Raw genomic sequence first — 17,496 nt, 5'->3', positions numbered from 1 at the left:
AACAGCTTTCCCAGCGAAGTTCCGACTCTCTATGCTACAGCTAAAAGGTTAACAAAGTCCCGTTTTCTTGACAGGAACGGGACTTGTCCTCATTAAATCGCGCAAACGAGTCTTCGGCCTAAGGCCGAAGCTGCCAATACAAAGCAGTACCAATCGCCGTCATTTGTCGAAGAGGTGGGAACTGATGAAACGAAGAGTCGTCATTACCGGAATGGGCGTCATGTCTTCCTTGGGGCACGATCTGGAAACGTTTTGGAACAACCTGATGGCCGGCCAATCCGGCGTCTCGGTCATCGAGTCGTTCGATACAAGCGAGTACACGACTCATATCGCTGCAGAGATCCACGATTTTAATCCCGAAGATTATATGGATAAGAAAGAAGCGCGGCGCATGGACCGGTTCGTCCAATTCGCCGTCGCGGCCAGCAAAGCCGCGATCGATAACGCGAAGCTCGACATCGGGGGAAATACCGACCCGGAGCGCTGCGGTGTATATGTCGGCTCGGGAATCGGCGGGCTTGGCACATGGGAAGAGCAGCATAAAATTTTGCTGGAAAAAGGGCCGAAGCGGGTTAGTCCGTTTTTTATCCCGATGATGATCGCCAATATGGCGTCCGGGCAAATCTCGATGACATTCGGCGCGAAAGGCCCGAACAGCACGGCGGTAACGGCGTGCGCTACGGGAACTCACTCGATCGGCGATTCGTACAAGCTGATTCAGTCCGACGAAGCCGATGTGATGATTTGCGGCGGCGCCGAGGCGACGATCCGCCCTACGGGGATGGCCGGTTTTTGCGCGCTGCGGGCGATGTCCACGCGCAACGAGGAGCCCGAGAAGGCAAGCCGGCCGTTCGACATCGATCGCGACGGATTCGTTATGGGCGAAGGCGCGGGCATTCTCGTGCTTGAGGAGCTGGAGCATGCGAAGAAACGCGGCGCCCATATTTATGCCGAAGTGATCGGCTATGGCATGTCCGGGGACGCTCACCATATGACCGATCCCGATCCGGACGGAGCGGCCCGCTGCATGGCTCGGGCGATCCGTGACGCGGGTATCGATGCATCCGAGATCGATTACATCAATGCGCACGGCACGTCGACGCCGATCGGCGACCGTTCGGAAACGACAGCGATCAAGAAGGCGCTCGGCGCCCATGCATACAAGGTGGCCATCAGTTCGACCAAGTCGATGACCGGGCATTTGCTCGGCGCAGCCGGCGGGGTGGAAGCCGTGATCTCCGGACTTACGATTGAACGCGGCCGGATTGCGCCGACGATCAACCTCGACAACCAAGACCCGGAATGCGATCTCGACTACGTGCCGAACGTTCCGAGAGAAGCGAGTGTAAACGTGGCGATGTCCAATTCGTTCGGGTTCGGCGGTCATAACGCAACGATCGTGTTGAAACGGTTCGCGGAATAAGGCTTCGGGTGAATCCCGCTACCGGATCGAATCGATAGGCGGTGGATTTCGTTGAAATCACTTAAAAAACTGCAGGCGGAGCTGGGCATTACGTTCCGCGATCCGCGTTTGCTGAAGCAAGCGTTCACGCATTCCTCTTACGTCAATGAACAACGCACCGCCGGATTGCAGGATAACGAGCGGCTGGAGTTTTTGGGCGACGCCGTGCTGCAACTGACCGTATCGGATTATTTGTTCCGCACGTACCCGAATCGTCCGGAAGGGGAGCTGACGAAGCATCGGGCCTCGATCGTGTGCGAGCCATCGCTTGTTCAGTTCGCCGAACGGCTCGATTTCGGGTCGTACGTCTTTCTGGGCAAAGGCGAAGAGCTGACCGGCGGACGTTCCCGTCCGGCCTTGCTGGCCGACGTGTTCGAATCGTTCGTCGCTGCTCTTTATTTGGACCAGGGGCTGGAAGCGGTCAAGGTGTTTTTGCAGGCGAACATGTTTCCTTACTTGGCGAAAGACGCGATGCTGCAGGCGGGAGATTTCAAAACGAAGCTCCAGGAATATACGCAGCAGCGCGGAATGGGAACCGTGGAATACCGGATCGTGGAGGAACGCGGACCGGCGCATGATCGGGAATTCGTTTCCGAGGTGTGGATGGGCGATAGCAAGCTCGGAACCGGTACCGGCCGTTCCAAGAAGGATGCCGAGCAGCAGGCGGCTTCGCAAGCGCTCGGACAGCTGCGGGTTGCGTTGGAGCAATAACGCGCGCGGCCTCCGAGTACATAACAGGGAATAAAACCTCCATCTGCGTGATCAAACGATGATCGCGGGTGGAGGTTTATTATTGCACCGAACTATTGCCGGCGAGCAGTACCCACCCCGCTCCCACGGGAGATAGCAAGCGCCGTGACGGGGAGGGGCCGCAGGAAGTGTTCCTGCCGCACCATATATGCTACAATAAGCTGTAAACCTTTGCAGTACATAGTCGTTTGAGGTGAAGCCATGTTTTTGAAACGTTTGGAATTGGCCGGATTCAAGTCGTTCGCGGATAAGACGGAGCTGGAGTTCGTCCAGGGCATTACGGCCGTCGTCGGACCGAACGGAAGCGGCAAAAGCAACATCTCCGATTCGATCCGCTGGGTGCTCGGCGAGCAGAGCGCGCGGTCTTTGCGCGGCGGCAAGATGGAAGATATCATCTTCGCCGGCAGCGACTCCCGCAAGGCGGTCAACTACGGAGAAGTGTCGCTTACGCTGGACAATTCGGACGAATCGCTTTCGCTCGGGTTTAATGAGGTGACGGTTACGCGCCGCATCCACCGGAGCGGGGATAGCGAATATTTTATTAACAAACAAGCTTGCAGGCTGAAAGATATTACCGAGCTGTTCATGGATACGGGTATCGGAAAAGAAGCGTACTCGATTATCGGCCAGGGCCGGATCGAGGAAATTTTAAGTACGAAGTCGGAAGACAGGCGCGGCATTTTTGAAGAAGCATCGGGTATCGTCAAGTTCAAGTCGCGCAAGAAGGAAGCGGAGAAAAAGCTGGCGGAGACGGAGAGCAACCTGCTGCGCATCCACGATCTCGTCTCCGAGCTGGAGGATCAGATCGAGCCGCTGCGCAAGCAGTCGGAGAAGGCGATCCTGTTCAAGCAGCTTAAGGAGCAGCTGAAATCGAGCGAAATCTCGATGTACGTATACCAGATCGAGCAAATTCACGAGTCTTGGAAGCAGGCGAGCGATAAGCTGACCGCGCTGCAAAAGGAAGAGCTGGAGCTGTCGGCAATCGTCAGTAAGCATGACGCCCTGCTCGAGAAGGAGCGGATGGAGGCGCGCAGGCTGGAGGAGGAGATCGACCGGCTGCACGAGACGGTGCTGCGGATCAGCGAGGACTTCGAGAAAACCGAAGGCCAAGGCGAGGTGCTGAAAGAGCGCGGCAAAAATTTGCTTGCGAACCGCAGCCAGCTGGAGCTTACGCATGACGTTCAGCAGCGGCGCATCGCCGAGAAAAGAAGCGAGACCGCCGCATTTCGCGACAAATATGCGCTGCTCGCGCGCGAGGTTGAGGAGCTGAGGGCGAAGCTGACCGCCGAGGAGGAGCATCTGCTCGGAGTGGCAGGAGGGGTCAGCAGCGCGGAGGAGGAAAGCCTGAAGGCGGACCTGCTCGAGACGATGAACCGGATCGCCCAGTCCCGCAACGAAGTCCGTTTTGCCGAGCAGCAGCTCGAATCGTTGTCGCGGCGGATGGAGCGGATGGAAGACGAATACGCCAAATGGTCAGGCCAGCACGAGCAGATCGAGCGAAGGCGGAGCGAGCTGAAGCTGCGGTCGGCGAAGCTGGCCGCAGAGCTGGACGATTGCCGCAACCGTTATGCCGCGCTCGGGCAGGAGATGAAGTCGAAGCAGGAGTTGCTCGGTCAGGCGCAGGACATGGTGCGCAAATGGGAGCAGAAGCTGGAGGCGCTTATCTCCAGACGCGATACGATGAATGAAATGCAGAACGATTACGACGGGTTTGCGCTCGGCGTCAAAGAGGTGCTGAAGGCAAAAAACCGGCCGGACGGGCTGAGGGGCATCCACGGTGCGGTAGCCGAGCTGGTGAAGGTGCCGGCCGAGGTGGAAACGGCGATCGAAACGGCGCTTGGCGGCGCTCTGCAAAACATCGTCGTCGAAAATGAAGCTTCCGGGCGCGAGGCGATCGCCTTTTTGAAGCGCAAGCAGGCCGGACGCGCCACCTTCCTGCCGCTGGACGTCATCCGCGGACGTTCGATTCCCGATCACGAGCGAACGATGCTGTCTTCCCAGAACGGCTTTGTCGGTGTCGCCGTCCATCTCGTCGAGTTCGAGAATAAGTACGAGAACATCGTTTCCAGCATGCTAGGCAACGTGATCGTCGCCGCATCGCTGGAGGAAGCGAACCGGATCGCTTCGAAATGCCAATACCGCTACCGCGTCGTTACGTTGGAGGGCGATGTCGTCAATCCGGGCGGCTCGATGTCCGGGGGCAGCTTGCAGAAGAAAACGTCAAGCCTGCTCGGGCGCAAGCGCCAAATCGATGAGATGGACAAGGAGATTCGCACCTCGGAGAGTCAGCTAGGCGATCTTCGCAAAAAGGTGGAGGTTATCAAGCGCGAGCTGGCCGAAGGCAGCCGAACGCTGGACGAGCTGCGCCAGCTCGGCGAACAGCAGCGAATCGAGGAGCAGCAGCTTCGTTCACAGCTCAGCCAGCTTGACAGCGAAGGCAAAAACGCCGAGGAGCAGACGGCGCTGTACGCGCATGACCGCGAATCGCTTGCCGGCGAATGGAACGATTTTACGCAGAAGAAAAAAGCCGCAGAGGAAGCGCTCGAGGTATACAAGCAGGAAGAAACCGGGCTGCAGACGGCGATTCGCGATGCGGAGCTGAAGCGCAAGGCGAAGGAGTCGGCCAAGGAAGAGCTGCAGGTCCAGCTCACGTCGCTGAAGGTGAAAACCGCCTCGGTTTCGCAGGAGAAGCAGTCGCTTGAGGAGCAGCTTCACCGGTTCGACGAAGATTTGAGCGCCACGGTCAAGGAGCACGCCGCGAGCAAACGGCTGCTGGAGCAGGTGCTTGCCGATCTGGCGGCGAACGATGCCGAGTCGGTGAAGCAGATCGAGCTGCTGCACCAGTTGCGGCTCAAAAAGCAGGAAGCGGCCGAGCAGATGGAGCTCAAGCGGGCGGAGCGGGCGAAATGGGTGCAGAAGCTGGAGGAAGGCGAGAGCCTTACGAAGGAGCAGCGGACGCAGCTCAAGTTGGTCGAGGAGCAGCTCAGGCAAACGGAAGTGCGGGTCAACCGGCTCGACGTGGAGCTGGAAAACCTGCTGAAGAAGCTGGCCGAGGAATACGAGCTGAGCTACGAACTGGCCAAGCAGCGTTACCCGATCCCGGAAGACGTTCCCGCCGCCCAGAACGAAGTGAGAGACCTGAAGCGGCAAATAACCTCGCTCGGCGAAGTGAATCTCGGGGCCGTCGAGGAATACCAGCGGGTGAATGAGCGATACCAGTTCCTGAGCGAGCAAAAGAACGATCTCGTCGAAGCGAAAACGCAGTTGTATCTCGTCATTCGCGAAATGGACGAAGAAATGTCCAAACGGTTCAAAACGACGTTTGATATGATCCGCTCCCGGTTTGTCCACGTCTTCGTCAAGCTGTTCGGCGGCGGCCGCGCGGACCTGATCTTGTCCGAGCCGGATCGTCTGCTGGATACGGGCATCGAGATCGTGGCCCAGCCTCCGGGCAAAAAGCTGCAAAATCTGCAGCTGCTGAGCGGCGGCGAACGCGCTTTGACCGCTATGGCGCTGCTGTTCGCGATTCTTCACATCAAGCCGGTGCCGTTCTGCGTGCTCGACGAGGTTGAAGCGGCACTGGACGAAGCGAACGTAAGCCGGTTCGCCGAATATTTGCGGGAATTTTCCGGCCAGACGCAATTTATTGTCGTTACGCACCGGAAAGGAACGATGGAATCGGCGGATGTGCTGTATGGCGTTACGATGGAGGAGGGCGGCGTATCGAAGCTCGTTTCCGTCCGCCTGGACGATGAGAATCCGATGACGGCGTAACGGCCCTTTAACTTTGATATGGACGGTGCCAAAGTATGAGCTTTTTTAAAAGACTGCGCGAGAGCATTTCCGCCACGGCGGAATCGGTAACGAACAAATTCAAGGACGGGCTGAGCAAAACCCGCTCCGCCTTCGTGGAAAAGGTCGAGGAGCTCATTCTTCGCCGGAAGAAAATCGACGAAGACTTTTACGAGGAGCTTGAAGAAATACTGATCGGCGCGGATGTAGGCGTGAATACGGTGCTGGAGCTAATCGAGCAACTGCGGACCGAGGTGCGCAAGCGGAAAATCGAAAATCCGGCCGACCTGCAACCGATCCTGTCCGAGAAGCTCGTCGGCATGATGCAGGGCGGCGAGGACAACCGTCTTCATATGAACGAAAACGGCTTGACTGTGTATTTGTTCGTCGGCGTCAACGGAGTCGGGAAAACTACGGCGATCGGCAAGCTCGCGCATCGCTTCAAATCGCAAGGGAAAAAGGTGCTGCTCGCGGCCGGAGATACGTTCCGGGCAGCCGCCATCGATCAGCTCGAAGTATGGGGCCAGCGCGCCGGAGTCGACGTGATCAAGCAGTCGGAAGGCTCCGACCCGGCTGCAGTCATGTTCGATGCGATCCAGGCGGCCAAGATGCGCGGGGTCGACGTGCTGCTCTGCGATACGGCGGGACGTCTGCAGAACAAGACGAATCTGATGGATGAGCTGAACAAAATTTATCGCGTCATCCGCCGCGAAATTCCGGACGCTCCGCACGAGACGCTGCTCGTCATCGATGCTACGACCGGTCAAAACGCACTGAACCAGGCGAAGCTGTTCGGCGAGAAAACCGGGGTTACCGGGCTCGTCCTCTCGAAGCTGGACAGCACGGCCAAAGGCGGCATCGTGATTGCCATCCGCAATGAGCTGAACATTCCGGTGAAGCTGGTCGGTCTGGGCGAAAAGATCGACGATCTGGAGGATTTCGATTCCAACCAGTTCGTTCATGCGCTGTTTGCCGGCCTGATTCAGAAGGAAGAAGCGGACGAAGCTTAAGTCAGGTCGTTCGCGGTGATTCGCGGTAATAAAACTCCTCGTAGGACAGTGGGCTCTCAGCCTTGTCCGAGCGAGGAGTTTTTTCATTCGTGTCGGAGTTGCAAAAAATATATAGTTACAGTATACTGTAACACATACAGTTAAGTGTTATTGATACATTGAAATGTTACTTAGACGGAAACATGGAGGGACTGAGTTTGAACATGTATACGGCCAAGCAAGTAGCCGAGCTGATCGGCAAGGACGATCCTGAGTTTCAATTGCGGACAGTACGGTATTACACGCAGATCGGACTTGTTCCGCCGTTGGAGCTTGTAGGCAACAAGCGGGTGTACACAGATAAGCACATCGATTATTTCCGCGCGATACTTACTTTATCCAAGAGCGGGGAGACGCTGGCCGCCATTCAAACGAAGCTGCAATCGCTCTCCAGCGAAGACATTGCGCGGATCGGGGAAAGTCTGCATCTTTACCAGTCGAAGCAGATGATCGGTAATGAAACTTTTATCATCAGCGACGATCTTATTATTTCAGTAAGTCCGCGAATATCCGCCGAGCTGCGGGCGAATGTCATCGAAACGGTTACGCGGATGATAAAGGAGGACGGCAGTCGATGATGATGTGCAAGCTGGCCAAATCCGTTATGGAGAATGAGGAAGGTCTGAACCATTTGTTGATCAAATGGGGAGAACGAAGCGGAGACGGTCTGGTGCGAGTTCGCATCCGGCTGCCTGAAGGCATCTACCGAAAGCCCAATTTGAGCGGGTACCCGGAAACGAACAGCGGCGACATCGTTGTTGCATACGGTTCGAAAGCGCGGCAGATCGTCGTGGAACTGTATACCTCTGAGCCGATCGATGCCGGAATGAAAACGGTCGTCATCGAAGCGGCGTTTGAAAGCGAAGACGGCCTACTGAATTGGAGACAGCACGCGGTGTCGTTCGAAGCGAGGCTTGAAGATAAGATGGAGGATGCTGAGGTCGATCCGGAAGTGGCTGAGGTTGTCAAACGGTTGCAGCCGTGCCAGGCTTCCGATCCTGATTACCGGTTCGAGAAGTTGACTCCGCTGAAGCCGATTCGGATCGCTCCGCTACAGTTGTCCGATCTGGAGAAGAAGTATCGCATAGACTACAGCTGCGAAAACGGGGGTGTCAGATGGATTTGATCCCTTATGTAGTGGAACAGACAAGCCGCGGCGAACGCGCCTATGACGTTTACTCGCGTCTGCTGCAGGACCGGATCGTTTTTTTGAACGGCGAAATTACCGATCAGGCTGCTAATTCAGTCATCGCCCAGCTGCTGTTTCTCGAGGGCAGCGAGCCTGAGCGGGAGATCAAGCTCTACATTAACAGTCCGGGAGGTTCGATAACGGCGGGTTTTGCCATTTACGACGCAATGCAGCATGTGAAGCCCGAGATCAGCACACTTTGTATCGGGCTTGCCGCTTCGATGGGCGCCTTCCTGTTAAGCAGCGGAACCCCGGGTAAACGATACGCGCTGCCGAATAGCGAGATTATGATTCATCAGCCGCTTGGAGGCGTCCAAGGCCAGGCGTCGCAGATTGCCCTTCATGCCGCACGGCTGCTGAAGCTGCGAAGTAAGCTGAACGGTCTGCTTGCCGCTCAAACGAAACGGTCGCTTGAAACGATCGAGCGGGATACGGATCGGGATTACTTTATGAATGCCCGCGAAGCGATAGAGTATGGGATTATCGATAAAGTATTGACCGGTCAGGCGGAGGCTCAATAAGAGCTTCCGCCTTGTTTGCTTTTTGTGTGAATTTTTGGCTTGCCCTGTTGCTCTTCCTTGGCTATTGTGGTGTGATAGAGAAGATGGATAATTGTGGGGATCATGGGTTTTGGGAGGGCGATGTCGATTGGATACGGAACTTGCTGTCAGCTTGCTTTGGCCGACGGCGTCGGCGAAGGAACAGGCGGCGCACGGGATGCGTCTTACGGAACAATGCGTAAACGACCTCGGTCTTGAGAGAGTGGTGCATGAGCTGTGCGTCAACCAAAAGTATTATGATCCGATCCGGAAGTTACTCGTCCAGCTGTGCAGCAATGAGGAGGTTATCCGGTACCGTCTTGACATAGCGGAAGATTTCGTAACACTTCCCGACATGTCAGACGAATTTGCGCTGCTGCTTCCGCTTCTCCATAAACTGGACGTTCAGTATCGCACGAAGACGATTACGGGAGCCGAGCCATTGCGCAAAATCGCCTGGCAGCTGGAATCGCTCGAGCTGTATGTGCAGTGCGTCGCGGGTATGAAAACGGTATCAGAGCGATTCCGCAGCGAGATTAAGTCTGATGGGCTGAGCCGGCTGTTTGCGGCTGTCGATCGGTTGACCGCGGATGAATCGTTCCAGTCGCTATCGCAGGCGATTCCGGAATACCGCCAAAAGCTGCAAAGTATGTCCAGTGTTACGCTCGGCATTAATCTGGATCACGAGCTGAAGCCGGCGGAGGCTATAATTTTGTCGCTGGAATCGAAGCCGTTCAAAAACAAAAAACGGTCGTTGCTTTCCAGCCTGCTCGGGCTGAAATCCGTCGACGAGCCGTATGAGGGCATATCTCCGTTCCAACCTGTCAACAGAGCGACGAGCCAGGCGCTGGATTCGTTTTTAATCAAAAGCTTGGAAGACATTCTTAGCGATGCTCTTCTTCCGATCGGTCAAGCGATGAAACGGTATATCGACATCAACATTCCGCTCGTCACCAATCTGGAAGCGGAAATCGGCTTCTGTGTCGGCTCGGCCCGGTTCGTGGCCTTGATGGAGTCCGTCGGCCTCAGGATGTGCAAGCCCGAGACAGTACCTGAAAAGGAACGGATATGCCGCATCGATAATATGTTCGATGTCGTTCTGGCAACCGGATTAACGCGGCGCCACCCGGACATCCCCTTGAACAATACAGTCGTGGCGAGCGACGTCCGTTTCGATGACGAGGGCCGTATTTTCATATTAACAGGCCCGAATCAAGGCGGGAAGACGACTTATACGCGCGCGGTCGGACTGTCGCAGGTTATGTTCCAAGCGGGGCTGTACGTTCCCGGCACCAGGGCGGCCATAAGTCCGGTAGACGGGGTGTTTGCCCATTTCAGCGAGGAAGAGAAACCGAATATACTGAATGGCAGGCTTGGCGAGGAGTCGCGCAGACTGGCCGAAATATTTGCGAACGCCACCCGCGACAGTCTGATTTTGCTGAACGAGACGTTGTCTTCCACAAGCTCTCGGGACAGCCTGCATCTGGCTAAAGATATCGTCAAAGGGATGAAGGTGCTCGGCTGCCGGGCCGTATATGCCACGCATCTGCTTGAGCTGGCGCTGGACATCGAACGGATCAACGGCGAGGTGTCCGGGGACAGCAGACTCATCAGCATGGTGGCTGGCGTTGAAATGGACGGCAGCGAAGAAGTAGCCGCAGCGTCGGCGGCGAAGCGGACATACAAGGTGAAACCGGGTCCGCCGAACGAAATCAGCTATGCGAAGGACATTGCCAGATTACATGGCATTAGCTTCGATCAAATTATCGATACGTTCAAGCAGCGTAACGTCATCCGAAGATAACGGGACGGGTCGAGGGGAGAAACTTTTAATGAGTCGCAAGGCGAAAATAGCGGTTGTGGGCAGCATCAATATGGATTTGGTCGTTACGGCGGCCAAATCTCCCGTGCCGGGGGAAACGGTGCTCGGCGAGCGGTTCGCGATGATACCGGGCGGCAAAGGCGCCAATCAGGCGGTCGCGGCGGCGCGGCTCGGGGCGGAAGTTTGCATGATCGGCTGCGTGGGGGACGACGTGTTCGGGGAAACGATGGTCGCTCAGCTTCGCGGCGAAACGATTGACACCGCTTTTGTAAACACAGTAAAAGGAACCGCGACCGGAGTAGCCGTCATACAAGTGCTTGGCGACGGAGATAACAATATCATTGTCGTTCCCGGGGCCAACGCTTTCGTCACGCCGGATCTGGTACGGGATGCGGAGGAAGCGATCCGCGGCGCGGATGTGCTGCTCGTACAGCTCGAAATCCCGCTTCCGGCCGTGGAAGAGGCGCTGCGGATCGCCCGGATGCATGGGGTGCGCACGATGCTCAATCCGGCGCCGGCCCGACAGCTTCCGGAGGAAGTGATCGCACTAGCCGATGTGATTACACCGAACGAAACGGAGGCTGCGATCCTTGCCACCGGAACGGTAGACGGAGCGGGAAACCTGGAGGAGCGAATGGACGAATTACAGCGAATCGCAGGGGAGGCGGATTTGCTCATTACGCTGGGCGAGAAAGGAGTCCGAACCGCGATACAAGGAGTTCGCTCCGATTTCCCTGCGTATCGGGTCGATGTGGTCGATACGACGGCGGCCGGAGATTCGTTTAATGCAGGCGTTGCCGTACGATTGGGCGAAGGGGCCGGACTCGAAGAGGCGGTCCGCTTCGCCTCCAAGGTAGGGGCGCTGACCGTAACCCGATTTGGCGCGCAGTCCTCGCTGCCGACCCGCGAAGAAGTGGATCAATTTGATATGGTGGCCCATTCCTGATCGAAAAGAACCTGCTAGCGATATTATGTTCGCGTTAGCAGGTTTTTTGCTTTTTTCGGTCGTACGAATGAATGACTATAATCGAAGAAGCCTTTGACAAGCACGGGCGGTTAGGGCATGATGGCATACATACTGCCGTCCGCTTTGGACGGCTCATGTTCAAGGAGGCTTCTTAGAAATGGCACAATACGAGCAATTTGCAGAGCTGGATATTCGCATAGGAACCGTAACCGGCGCCGAACCGTTTCCCGAAGCGCGCAAGCCGGCGATCAAGCTGGCGATTGACTTCGGACCACTTGGAGTAAAGCGTACTAGCGCCCAAATAACGAAAAGGTACGAGCCCGAATCGCTGGTCGGACTTCAAGTCGTGGCGATCGTCAACTTTCCGCCGAAGCGAATCGCCGGCTTCGTCTCGGAGGTGCTCGTGCTCGGAGGGGTACCGGCCGAAGGCGATGTGGTGCTGTTGCAGCCGGATGCTCCGCTTCCGAACGGCACCCCGATCGCTTGATTCGGTGAAGAGCGGGTTAATTTCCCGAACTTCATCAAACGCGGTTAAAAGCTGACAAGGTAAAAAGCTTGACAATCGATCGGCGAGTCGGTATGATAGATCATGTTGTCGTGTAAAGTGTTTTTCCTTTACAGGAGGTGGCGCGGATGACCGGCGAACAGTCGCTCGAGAAGACGAACCGCATCAATATGCTGTTCGACATTTACGGACCGCTGCTTACAGAGAAGCAGAGAACGTTTCTCGGGTTATATTTTCACGACGATTACTCGCTTGGCGAAATATCCGCGGAGTTCGAAATTAGCCGTCAAGCTGTGTATGAACATATTAAGCGAGCCGAGGTTACGCTCGAAGATTATGAGGCGAAGCTGAGGCTGCTGGATAAACACGAGCGGCGCCGGCATATTTCGGAGAAGATTGAAACGATTTTCGGCAATCCGGCCTATGCGGAACACGACGAATTGAAACGGAACGTGCGAAGCTTGTACAATATAGATTGAGCGTTAATGGAATCGCATTACCGACTCCACCGAAAGATGCGGGGGGATGACCATGGCATTTGAAGGATTGACCGGCCGGCTGCAAAATGTGCTGACGAAGCTGCGAGGCAAAGGAAAGCTGACCGAAGACGACGTAAACGAGGCGCTGCGCGAGGTTCGTCTGGCCCTCCTCGAAGCCGACGTCAATTTCAAGGTCGTCAAAGAGTTTATTGCCAAGGTGAAGGAAAAGGCGATCGGGCAAGAGGTGCTGAAAAGCTTCACGCCGGGCATGGTTGTCATCGATATCGTTAACAAAGAGCTGGCTGCCTTGATGGGCGGCACGCAGAGCAAGCTGGCCAAATCGAACAAGCCGCCGACGATCATCTTGATGGCAGGCTTGCAGGGCGCTGGTAAAACGACGGCGTCGGGTAAGCTCGCCAAGCTGCTGCAGAAGCAGCACCATCGTCCGCTGCTCGTCGCAGCCGATATTTACCGGCCGGCGGCGATCAAGCAGCTGCAAGTGCTCGCCGAGCAGATCAAGGTGCCGGTCTTCTCGCTTGGCGATAAGACAAGCCCTGTCGACATTGCGAAGGGCGGCGTGCAGCACGCCAAGGATAACGGCAACGATTATGTCATTATCGATACGGCGGGGCGGCTGCAAACGGACGACGAGCTGATGGAAGAGCTGAAGATGATCGTCCAGGCCGTCGATCCTGACGAGACGCTGCTCGTCATCGATGCGATGACCGGTCAGGAAGCGGTCAACGTGGCGGAGAGCTTCCATGCGCAGCTCGAGCTGACCGGGATCATTTTGTCCAGGCTTGACGGCGATATTCGCGGCGGCGCGGCTTTATCGGTTAAGTCGGTTACCGGCTGCTCGATCAAATTCGCTTCGATGGGCGAAAAGCTCGATTCGCTGGAGCCGTTTCATCCGGAACGGATGGCTTCGCGGATACTCGGGATGGGCGACATGCTGTCGCTGATCGAGAAGGCGCAGTCGAGCATCGATGCCGAAAAAGCGGCCGAGATGGAGCGCAAAATGCGGAACGCCGAGTTCACGTTCGAGGATTTCCTCGAGCAGATGGAGCAGGTGAAGAAGCTGGGTCCGATCGACCAGTTGCTCGATATGCTGCCCGGAGCGAACAAGATGAAGGGCATGAAAGATTTGAAGGTCGACGACAAGCAAATGGGACGTGTAGTCGCCATCGTCAAGTCGATGACGAAGGAAGAGAAGCTGAAACCGGAGCTGCTCAATGCAAGCCGGCGCAAGCGGATTGCCGCGGGAAGCGGGACGACGATTCAGGATGTCAACCGGCTGATCAAGCAGTTCGACGATATGCGGAAAATGATGAAGCAATTTTCGTCGATGATGGGTCCCGGCGGTCCGAAAGGCATGAAAAACTTGAAGAAGATGGGCAAGGGCGGCGGCTTTAAGTTCCCGTTCGGCTAAACCTTCGAGAATCATCATAGAAAAGTAATTGTAATAAGCATCGAAGCTTCGCTCCACTTTTTGGGGCAAAATGGGGGCTCCCCCAAAAGTAATAGGATTAAGTTGCAAAGCTTGTCTTCACTTTTGGGGGACCTATTAAGGGAGGTGAAAACACAATGGCAGTTCGCATTCGTCTGAAACGTATGGGCGCTCATAAAGCTCCTTTTTACCGTGTGGTTGTATCGGATTCCCGTTCTCCGCGCGACGGCCGTTTCATTGAAGAAATCGGCACGTACAACCCACTGACTACGCCTGCTTCCGTCACGCTTGACGAAGACAAGGCTCTGAAATGGCTTCAAGACGGCGCGCAAGCGTCCGACACCGTTCGCAACTTGTTCAGCAAAGCCGGCATTATGACCAAGTTTCACCAAATCAGACAACAGAAGTAATCTGTTGATTTGGAGGTTGCTATGAGAGATTTGATCACCGTACTAGCCAAGGCGTTGGTCGATCATCCGGAAGATGTCGTCGTGAGCGAAGTGGAGGAGAAAGACGAGATCGTCTATCGGCTTTCCGTTCATCCGTCCGATATGGGCAAAGTGATCGGCAAGCAAGGACGAATCGCCAAAGCTTTGCGCACTGTCGTTACATCGGCGGCCGTGAAACATAACAAGCGCGTATCCGTGGAAATCGTCTCGTGACGACGAACGCGGCCGCGCACCCATTGTGCAGCATCGCATCATAAGCTGCGCAATCGCGGATACAGGGTTAGGTCTCGGACCTAACCCTTTTCCCGATCATTTCGGGCAGAAGCGGGTTTCGTGACAGCGTTCCCGCCAAGGCTTAGGCCACAACTGCCGCAGGCCAAAAAGGCCGGCGGATCAAGACCAGATAATGGAGGGAACGCATGAGCGGAAAGCTGTATAATGTCGGTAAAATCGTCAATACGCACGGCATTCGGGGGGAGCTGAAGGTCGTATCGCAGACGGATTTTCCCGAAGAGCGGTTCGGCAAAGGAAGCCGGCTTGTACTGATCGACCCGAACAACGAAGCGAATGAACAACGGGTGTCCGTGCAAGGCTCCCGATCGCATAAAAACGTATATATTCTCAAACTAACAGGGTACGATAATATTAATGAAGTTTTGCCTTATAAAGGGTGGCTGATTAAAGTTTCCGACGAGGACCGGAAGCCGCTCGAAAAGGGTGAGTATTATTACAACCAGATTATCGGCTGTTTGGTCGTCACCGATGAAGGCGAGGAGCTTGGCAGCATTAGCGAAATATTGGCTCCTGGAGCGAATCATGTCTGGGTTGTGGAACGGGCGAAGGGCAAGCCGGTGCTGCTTCCGGTTATCGACGACGTCGTATTGGATGTGGATGTGGAAGCGAAGCGGGTCCGCGTTCATCTGATGGAAGGTTTGATCGACTGATGCGGATCGATGTGCTGACCTTGTTTCCTTCCATGTTCGAGGGCGTGTTCGGCGCGAGCATTCTCGGCAAAGCCCGCGATAAAGGCATCGTAAGCCTGAATACGGTCAACTTTCGCGATTTTGCAAACAACAAGCATAATACGGTCGACGATTACCCGTTCGGCGGCGGCGGCGGTATGGTGCTCAAGGCGGAGCCGATTTTCGGCGCGGTGGAGTCTTTGACGGAAGGCAGCGAAGAGGTGCCGCGCGTCATTCTGATGTGCCCGCAAGGCGAAACGTTCACGCAGCGCAAGGCGGAAGAGCTGTCCGCCGAGCGGCATCTTATTTTCGTATGCGGCCATTACGAAGGATACGACGAACGGATTCGCGAGTTTCTGATCACGGACGAGCTGTCGATCGGCGACTATGTGCTGACGGGCGGCGAGCTGCCGGCGATGGCTGTCATCGACAGTGTCGTTCGGCTGCTGCCCGGCGTTCTCGGCAATGAGCAATCAGCAGTGACCGATTCATTCAGCACGGGCTTGCTCGAGTATCCGCAGTATACGCGCCCGGCCCAGTTCCGCGATTGGAGCATTCCCGATGTGCTGTTGTCCGGACACCATGAGCATATAGCCAAGTGGCGCAGGGAGCAGTCGCTGCTGCGTACGCTGAAGCGGCGTCCGGATTTGCTGGAGCATGCCGAGCTGACCGCGAAGGAACGGGAATGGTTGAAGCGGCAGCAGGAGTCTTCGGACCGTTCTTGATGTAACGTAGACTTTGGAAATATTTAATCGAAAGATCTTGCATTTCTACCCAAGCCTATGTTAGAATATCATCTGTTGTAGTTTTAGTTCGGTGGTCCTCTGCGCGCAATGACGATAGCCATTAGGAGCTATACGAGCGAGTACGAACATCTGAGTGGAAGGAGGAAGCAGATCTATGAATCTCGTACGTGAAATTTCACAAGAACAGCTTCGTAAAGATTTGCCGAGCTTCCGTCCGGGCGACACCCTCAAGGTACACGTAAAAGTTATCGAGGGATCGCGCGAGCGGGTTCAGCTGTTTGAGGGCGTTGTAATCAAACGTCGTGGCGGCGGCATCAGCGAAACGTTTACGGTTCGCAAAGTATCTTACGGCGTAGGCGTGGAAAGAACATTCCCGCTGCACTCGCCAAAGCTCGAGAAGATCGAAGTAGCTCGCCGCGGTAAAGTTCGCCGCGCGAAACTGTACTACTTGCGTGGTCTTCGCGGTAAAGCAGCCAGAATTAAAGAAATCCGTTAATTCGGAAAAAGGGGCTTGTCACCAGCAAGTCCCTTTTCGTTTATTGTTAAAGACTAATTCGTTTAACCCATAAAGATAAAGCGCTACAGCGAACGGACCTTGCCCGGAGGAGCGGCATGTGTTCGCCACGAAAGTCCGGAAAAGTGAGGGAGATGTTATGAGCGATAGCGATTTGAAACGAGAAGACGACGAACCGGCTAACAATCCTTCTCCCGATGCGGATGCCGGGAAGTCCGGAGACCGTCCGGAGCCGCAGGCCGCCGTCTTGAAAACGAAAAATGAAGCGTGGGAATGGCTGAAAGCGCTGCTGATCGCCTTTGGCCTCGCGTTCCTGATCCGCTATTTCCTGTTCGGGTCTTACATAGTGGACGGGCCTTCGATGAAGCCGAACTTCCATACGGGAGAAAGGCTGATCGTCAACAAGCTGCTGTACGATTTCCGGGAGCCGAAGCGCGGCGAGGTCGTCGTGTTCCATGCGACCGAAAACAAAGACTTTATCAAACGCATTATCGCTTTGCCCGGGGAGACCGTGAAGGTTCAAGGCGATACGGTATATATTAATGGAGAACCGCTGGACGAGCCGTATTTGCACGAGGTGGTCGAACAGGCCAAAAAGGCGGGCAAATCGTATAACAATTTGAACTGGCCGGAGTCGAAAGTGCCGGAAGGCACCGTTTTCGTCCTGGGTGACAACCGTTCCGACAGTACGGACAGCCGGATGATCGGACCGGTACCGACGGAGAAGGTCGTCGGACGCGCCGAAATCGTATTTTGGCCGATCGCTGACATGCAGTGGATTCACAGATAAAGGCGCTTTTCGAAACCTAAACGAATACGACACC

18 protein-coding genes are annotated in these 17,496 nt (G+C 55.6%); all 18 read left to right on the top strand.

The window, feature by feature from the left end; all coding sequences use genetic code 11:
• Positions 1-184: 184 nt before the first annotated feature.
• The 18 genes from fabF (at position 185) to lepB (ending at position 17,462) form a co-directional block, all read left to right on the top strand.
• The gene (fabF, locus tag D7M11_RS00890) at positions 185-1,423 is read left to right on the top strand and encodes a beta-ketoacyl-ACP synthase II (RefSeq protein ID WP_120745263.1); all 1,239 of its coding nucleotides are present in this window, start codon (positions 185-187) and stop codon (positions 1,421-1,423) included.
• A gap of 51 nt (positions 1,424-1,474) precedes the next feature.
• Positions 1,475-2,173, top strand: coding sequence for a ribonuclease III (rnc, locus tag D7M11_RS00885; RefSeq protein ID WP_420817370.1), 699 nt, complete (start codon positions 1,475-1,477; stop codon positions 2,171-2,173).
• A gap of 240 nt (positions 2,174-2,413) precedes the next feature.
• Complete coding sequence (gene smc / locus D7M11_RS00880; RefSeq protein ID WP_120745261.1) at positions 2,414-5,986, top strand: chromosome segregation protein SMC; 3,573 nt, start codon at positions 2,414-2,416, stop codon at positions 5,984-5,986.
• A 35-nt stretch (positions 5,987-6,021) separates the two neighbouring features.
• Positions 6,022-7,014 (top strand): signal recognition particle-docking protein FtsY, encoded by a 993-nt coding sequence (ftsY, locus tag D7M11_RS00875; RefSeq protein ID WP_120745260.1) that lies wholly within the window; start codon positions 6,022-6,024, stop codon positions 7,012-7,014.
• A gap of 203 nt (positions 7,015-7,217) precedes the next feature.
• Complete coding sequence (locus D7M11_RS00870; protein WP_338042467.1) at positions 7,218-7,631, top strand: MerR family transcriptional regulator; 414 nt, start codon at positions 7,218-7,220, stop codon at positions 7,629-7,631.
• Positions 7,628-8,179, top strand: a complete 552-nt coding sequence (locus D7M11_RS00865) for a hypothetical protein (RefSeq protein ID WP_120745258.1) — start codon at positions 7,628-7,630, stop codon at positions 8,177-8,179. The genes D7M11_RS00870 and D7M11_RS00865 overlap by 4 nt, the downstream gene beginning before the upstream one ends.
• Complete coding sequence (gene clpP / locus D7M11_RS00860) at positions 8,170-8,763, top strand: ATP-dependent Clp endopeptidase proteolytic subunit ClpP (RefSeq protein ID WP_120745257.1); 594 nt, start codon at positions 8,170-8,172, stop codon at positions 8,761-8,763. Before D7M11_RS00865 ends, clpP begins: the two co-directional genes overlap by 10 nt.
• A 127-nt stretch (positions 8,764-8,890) precedes the next feature.
• On the top strand, positions 8,891-10,585 hold the full coding sequence (locus D7M11_RS00855; protein ID WP_120745256.1) for a MutS-related protein: 1,695 nt from the start codon (positions 8,891-8,893) through the stop codon (positions 10,583-10,585).
• 28 nt (positions 10,586-10,613) lie between these two features.
• Positions 10,614-11,549, top strand: a complete 936-nt coding sequence (gene rbsK / locus D7M11_RS00850) for a ribokinase (RefSeq protein ID WP_120745255.1) — start codon at positions 10,614-10,616, stop codon at positions 11,547-11,549.
• 178 nt (positions 11,550-11,727) lie between these two features.
• Positions 11,728-12,057, top strand: coding sequence for a chaperone CsaA (gene csaA / locus D7M11_RS00845; protein ID WP_120745254.1), 330 nt, complete (start codon positions 11,728-11,730; stop codon positions 12,055-12,057).
• A 146-nt stretch (positions 12,058-12,203) separates the two neighbouring features.
• The gene (locus tag D7M11_RS00840; protein ID WP_120745253.1) at positions 12,204-12,554 is read left to right on the top strand and encodes a putative DNA-binding protein; all 351 of its coding nucleotides are present in this window, start codon (positions 12,204-12,206) and stop codon (positions 12,552-12,554) included.
• 52 nt (positions 12,555-12,606) lie between these two features.
• Positions 12,607-13,983 (top strand): signal recognition particle protein, encoded by a 1,377-nt coding sequence (gene ffh / locus D7M11_RS00835; RefSeq protein ID WP_120745252.1) that lies wholly within the window; start codon positions 12,607-12,609, stop codon positions 13,981-13,983.
• A gap of 155 nt (positions 13,984-14,138) precedes the next feature.
• Positions 14,139-14,411 carry a 30S ribosomal protein S16 gene (gene rpsP / locus D7M11_RS00830; RefSeq protein WP_120745251.1) on the top strand — a complete coding sequence of 91 codons (273 nt, stop codon included), beginning with the start codon at positions 14,139-14,141 and terminating at the stop codon, positions 14,409-14,411.
• A gap of 21 nt (positions 14,412-14,432) precedes the next feature.
• A complete protein-coding gene (locus D7M11_RS00825) occupies positions 14,433-14,663 on the top strand; it encodes a KH domain-containing protein (RefSeq protein WP_120745250.1) in 231 nt (76 codons plus the stop codon).
• Positions 14,664-14,869: 206 nt separating this feature from the next.
• The gene (gene rimM / locus D7M11_RS00820) at positions 14,870-15,394 is read left to right on the top strand and encodes a ribosome maturation factor RimM (RefSeq protein ID WP_120745249.1); all 525 of its coding nucleotides are present in this window, start codon (positions 14,870-14,872) and stop codon (positions 15,392-15,394) included.
• Positions 15,394-16,137, top strand: a complete 744-nt coding sequence (gene trmD, locus D7M11_RS00815; RefSeq protein ID WP_120745248.1) for a tRNA (guanosine(37)-N1)-methyltransferase TrmD — start codon at positions 15,394-15,396, stop codon at positions 16,135-16,137. Before rimM ends, trmD begins: the two co-directional genes overlap by 1 nt.
• A gap of 175 nt (positions 16,138-16,312) precedes the next feature.
• Positions 16,313-16,654: a 50S ribosomal protein L19 gene (rplS, locus tag D7M11_RS00810; protein WP_120745247.1), complete on the top strand. Its 342-nt coding sequence runs from the start codon at positions 16,313-16,315 to the stop codon at positions 16,652-16,654.
• A gap of 157 nt (positions 16,655-16,811) precedes the next feature.
• A complete protein-coding gene (gene lepB / locus D7M11_RS00805; protein WP_120745706.1) occupies positions 16,812-17,462 on the top strand; it encodes a signal peptidase I in 651 nt (216 codons plus the stop codon).
• The last annotated feature ends 34 nt before the right edge of the window (positions 17,463-17,496 follow it).

This window comes from Paenibacillus ginsengarvi (genome assembly GCF_003626695.1).
In the GTDB taxonomy this organism is placed as follows: domain Bacteria; phylum Bacillota; class Bacilli; order Paenibacillales; family NBRC-103111; genus Paenibacillus_AB; species Paenibacillus_AB ginsengarvi.
The sequence above is the reverse complement of the archived record's forward strand: the minus strand, read 5'-3'. Positions and strand labels throughout refer to the sequence as shown.

Bases quoted from the DNA above. Each gene is read 5' to 3' on its own strand.
- fabF (WP_120745263.1), top strand. From the start codon at position 185: ATGAAACGAAGAGTCGTCATTACCGGAATGGGCGTCATGTCTTCCTTG.
- smc (WP_120745261.1), top strand. From the start codon at position 2,414: ATGTTTTTGAAACGTTTGGAATTGGCCGGATTCAAGTCGTTCGCGGAT.
- ftsY (WP_120745260.1), top strand. From the start codon at position 6,022: ATGAGCTTTTTTAAAAGACTGCGCGAGAGCATTTCCGCCACGGCGGAA.
- D7M11_RS00870 (WP_338042467.1), top strand. From the start codon at position 7,218: ATGTATACGGCCAAGCAAGTAGCCGAGCTGATCGGCAAGGACGATCCT.
- D7M11_RS00865 (WP_120745258.1), top strand. From the start codon at position 7,628: ATGATGATGTGCAAGCTGGCCAAATCCGTTATGGAGAATGAGGAAGGT.
- clpP (WP_120745257.1), top strand. From the start codon at position 8,170: ATGGATTTGATCCCTTATGTAGTGGAACAGACAAGCCGCGGCGAACGC.
- rbsK (WP_120745255.1), top strand. From the start codon at position 10,614: ATGAGTCGCAAGGCGAAAATAGCGGTTGTGGGCAGCATCAATATGGAT.
- csaA (WP_120745254.1), top strand. From the start codon at position 11,728: ATGGCACAATACGAGCAATTTGCAGAGCTGGATATTCGCATAGGAACC.
- D7M11_RS00840 (WP_120745253.1), top strand. From the start codon at position 12,204: ATGACCGGCGAACAGTCGCTCGAGAAGACGAACCGCATCAATATGCTG.
- ffh (WP_120745252.1), top strand. From the start codon at position 12,607: ATGGCATTTGAAGGATTGACCGGCCGGCTGCAAAATGTGCTGACGAAG.
- rpsP (WP_120745251.1), top strand. From the start codon at position 14,139: ATGGCAGTTCGCATTCGTCTGAAACGTATGGGCGCTCATAAAGCTCCT.
- D7M11_RS00825 (WP_120745250.1), top strand. From the start codon at position 14,433: ATGAGAGATTTGATCACCGTACTAGCCAAGGCGTTGGTCGATCATCCG.
- rimM (WP_120745249.1), top strand. From the start codon at position 14,870: ATGAGCGGAAAGCTGTATAATGTCGGTAAAATCGTCAATACGCACGGC.
- trmD (WP_120745248.1), top strand. From the start codon at position 15,394: ATGCGGATCGATGTGCTGACCTTGTTTCCTTCCATGTTCGAGGGCGTG.
- rplS (WP_120745247.1), top strand. From the start codon at position 16,313: ATGAATCTCGTACGTGAAATTTCACAAGAACAGCTTCGTAAAGATTTG.
- lepB (WP_120745706.1), top strand. From the start codon at position 16,812: ATGAGCGATAGCGATTTGAAACGAGAAGACGACGAACCGGCTAACAAT.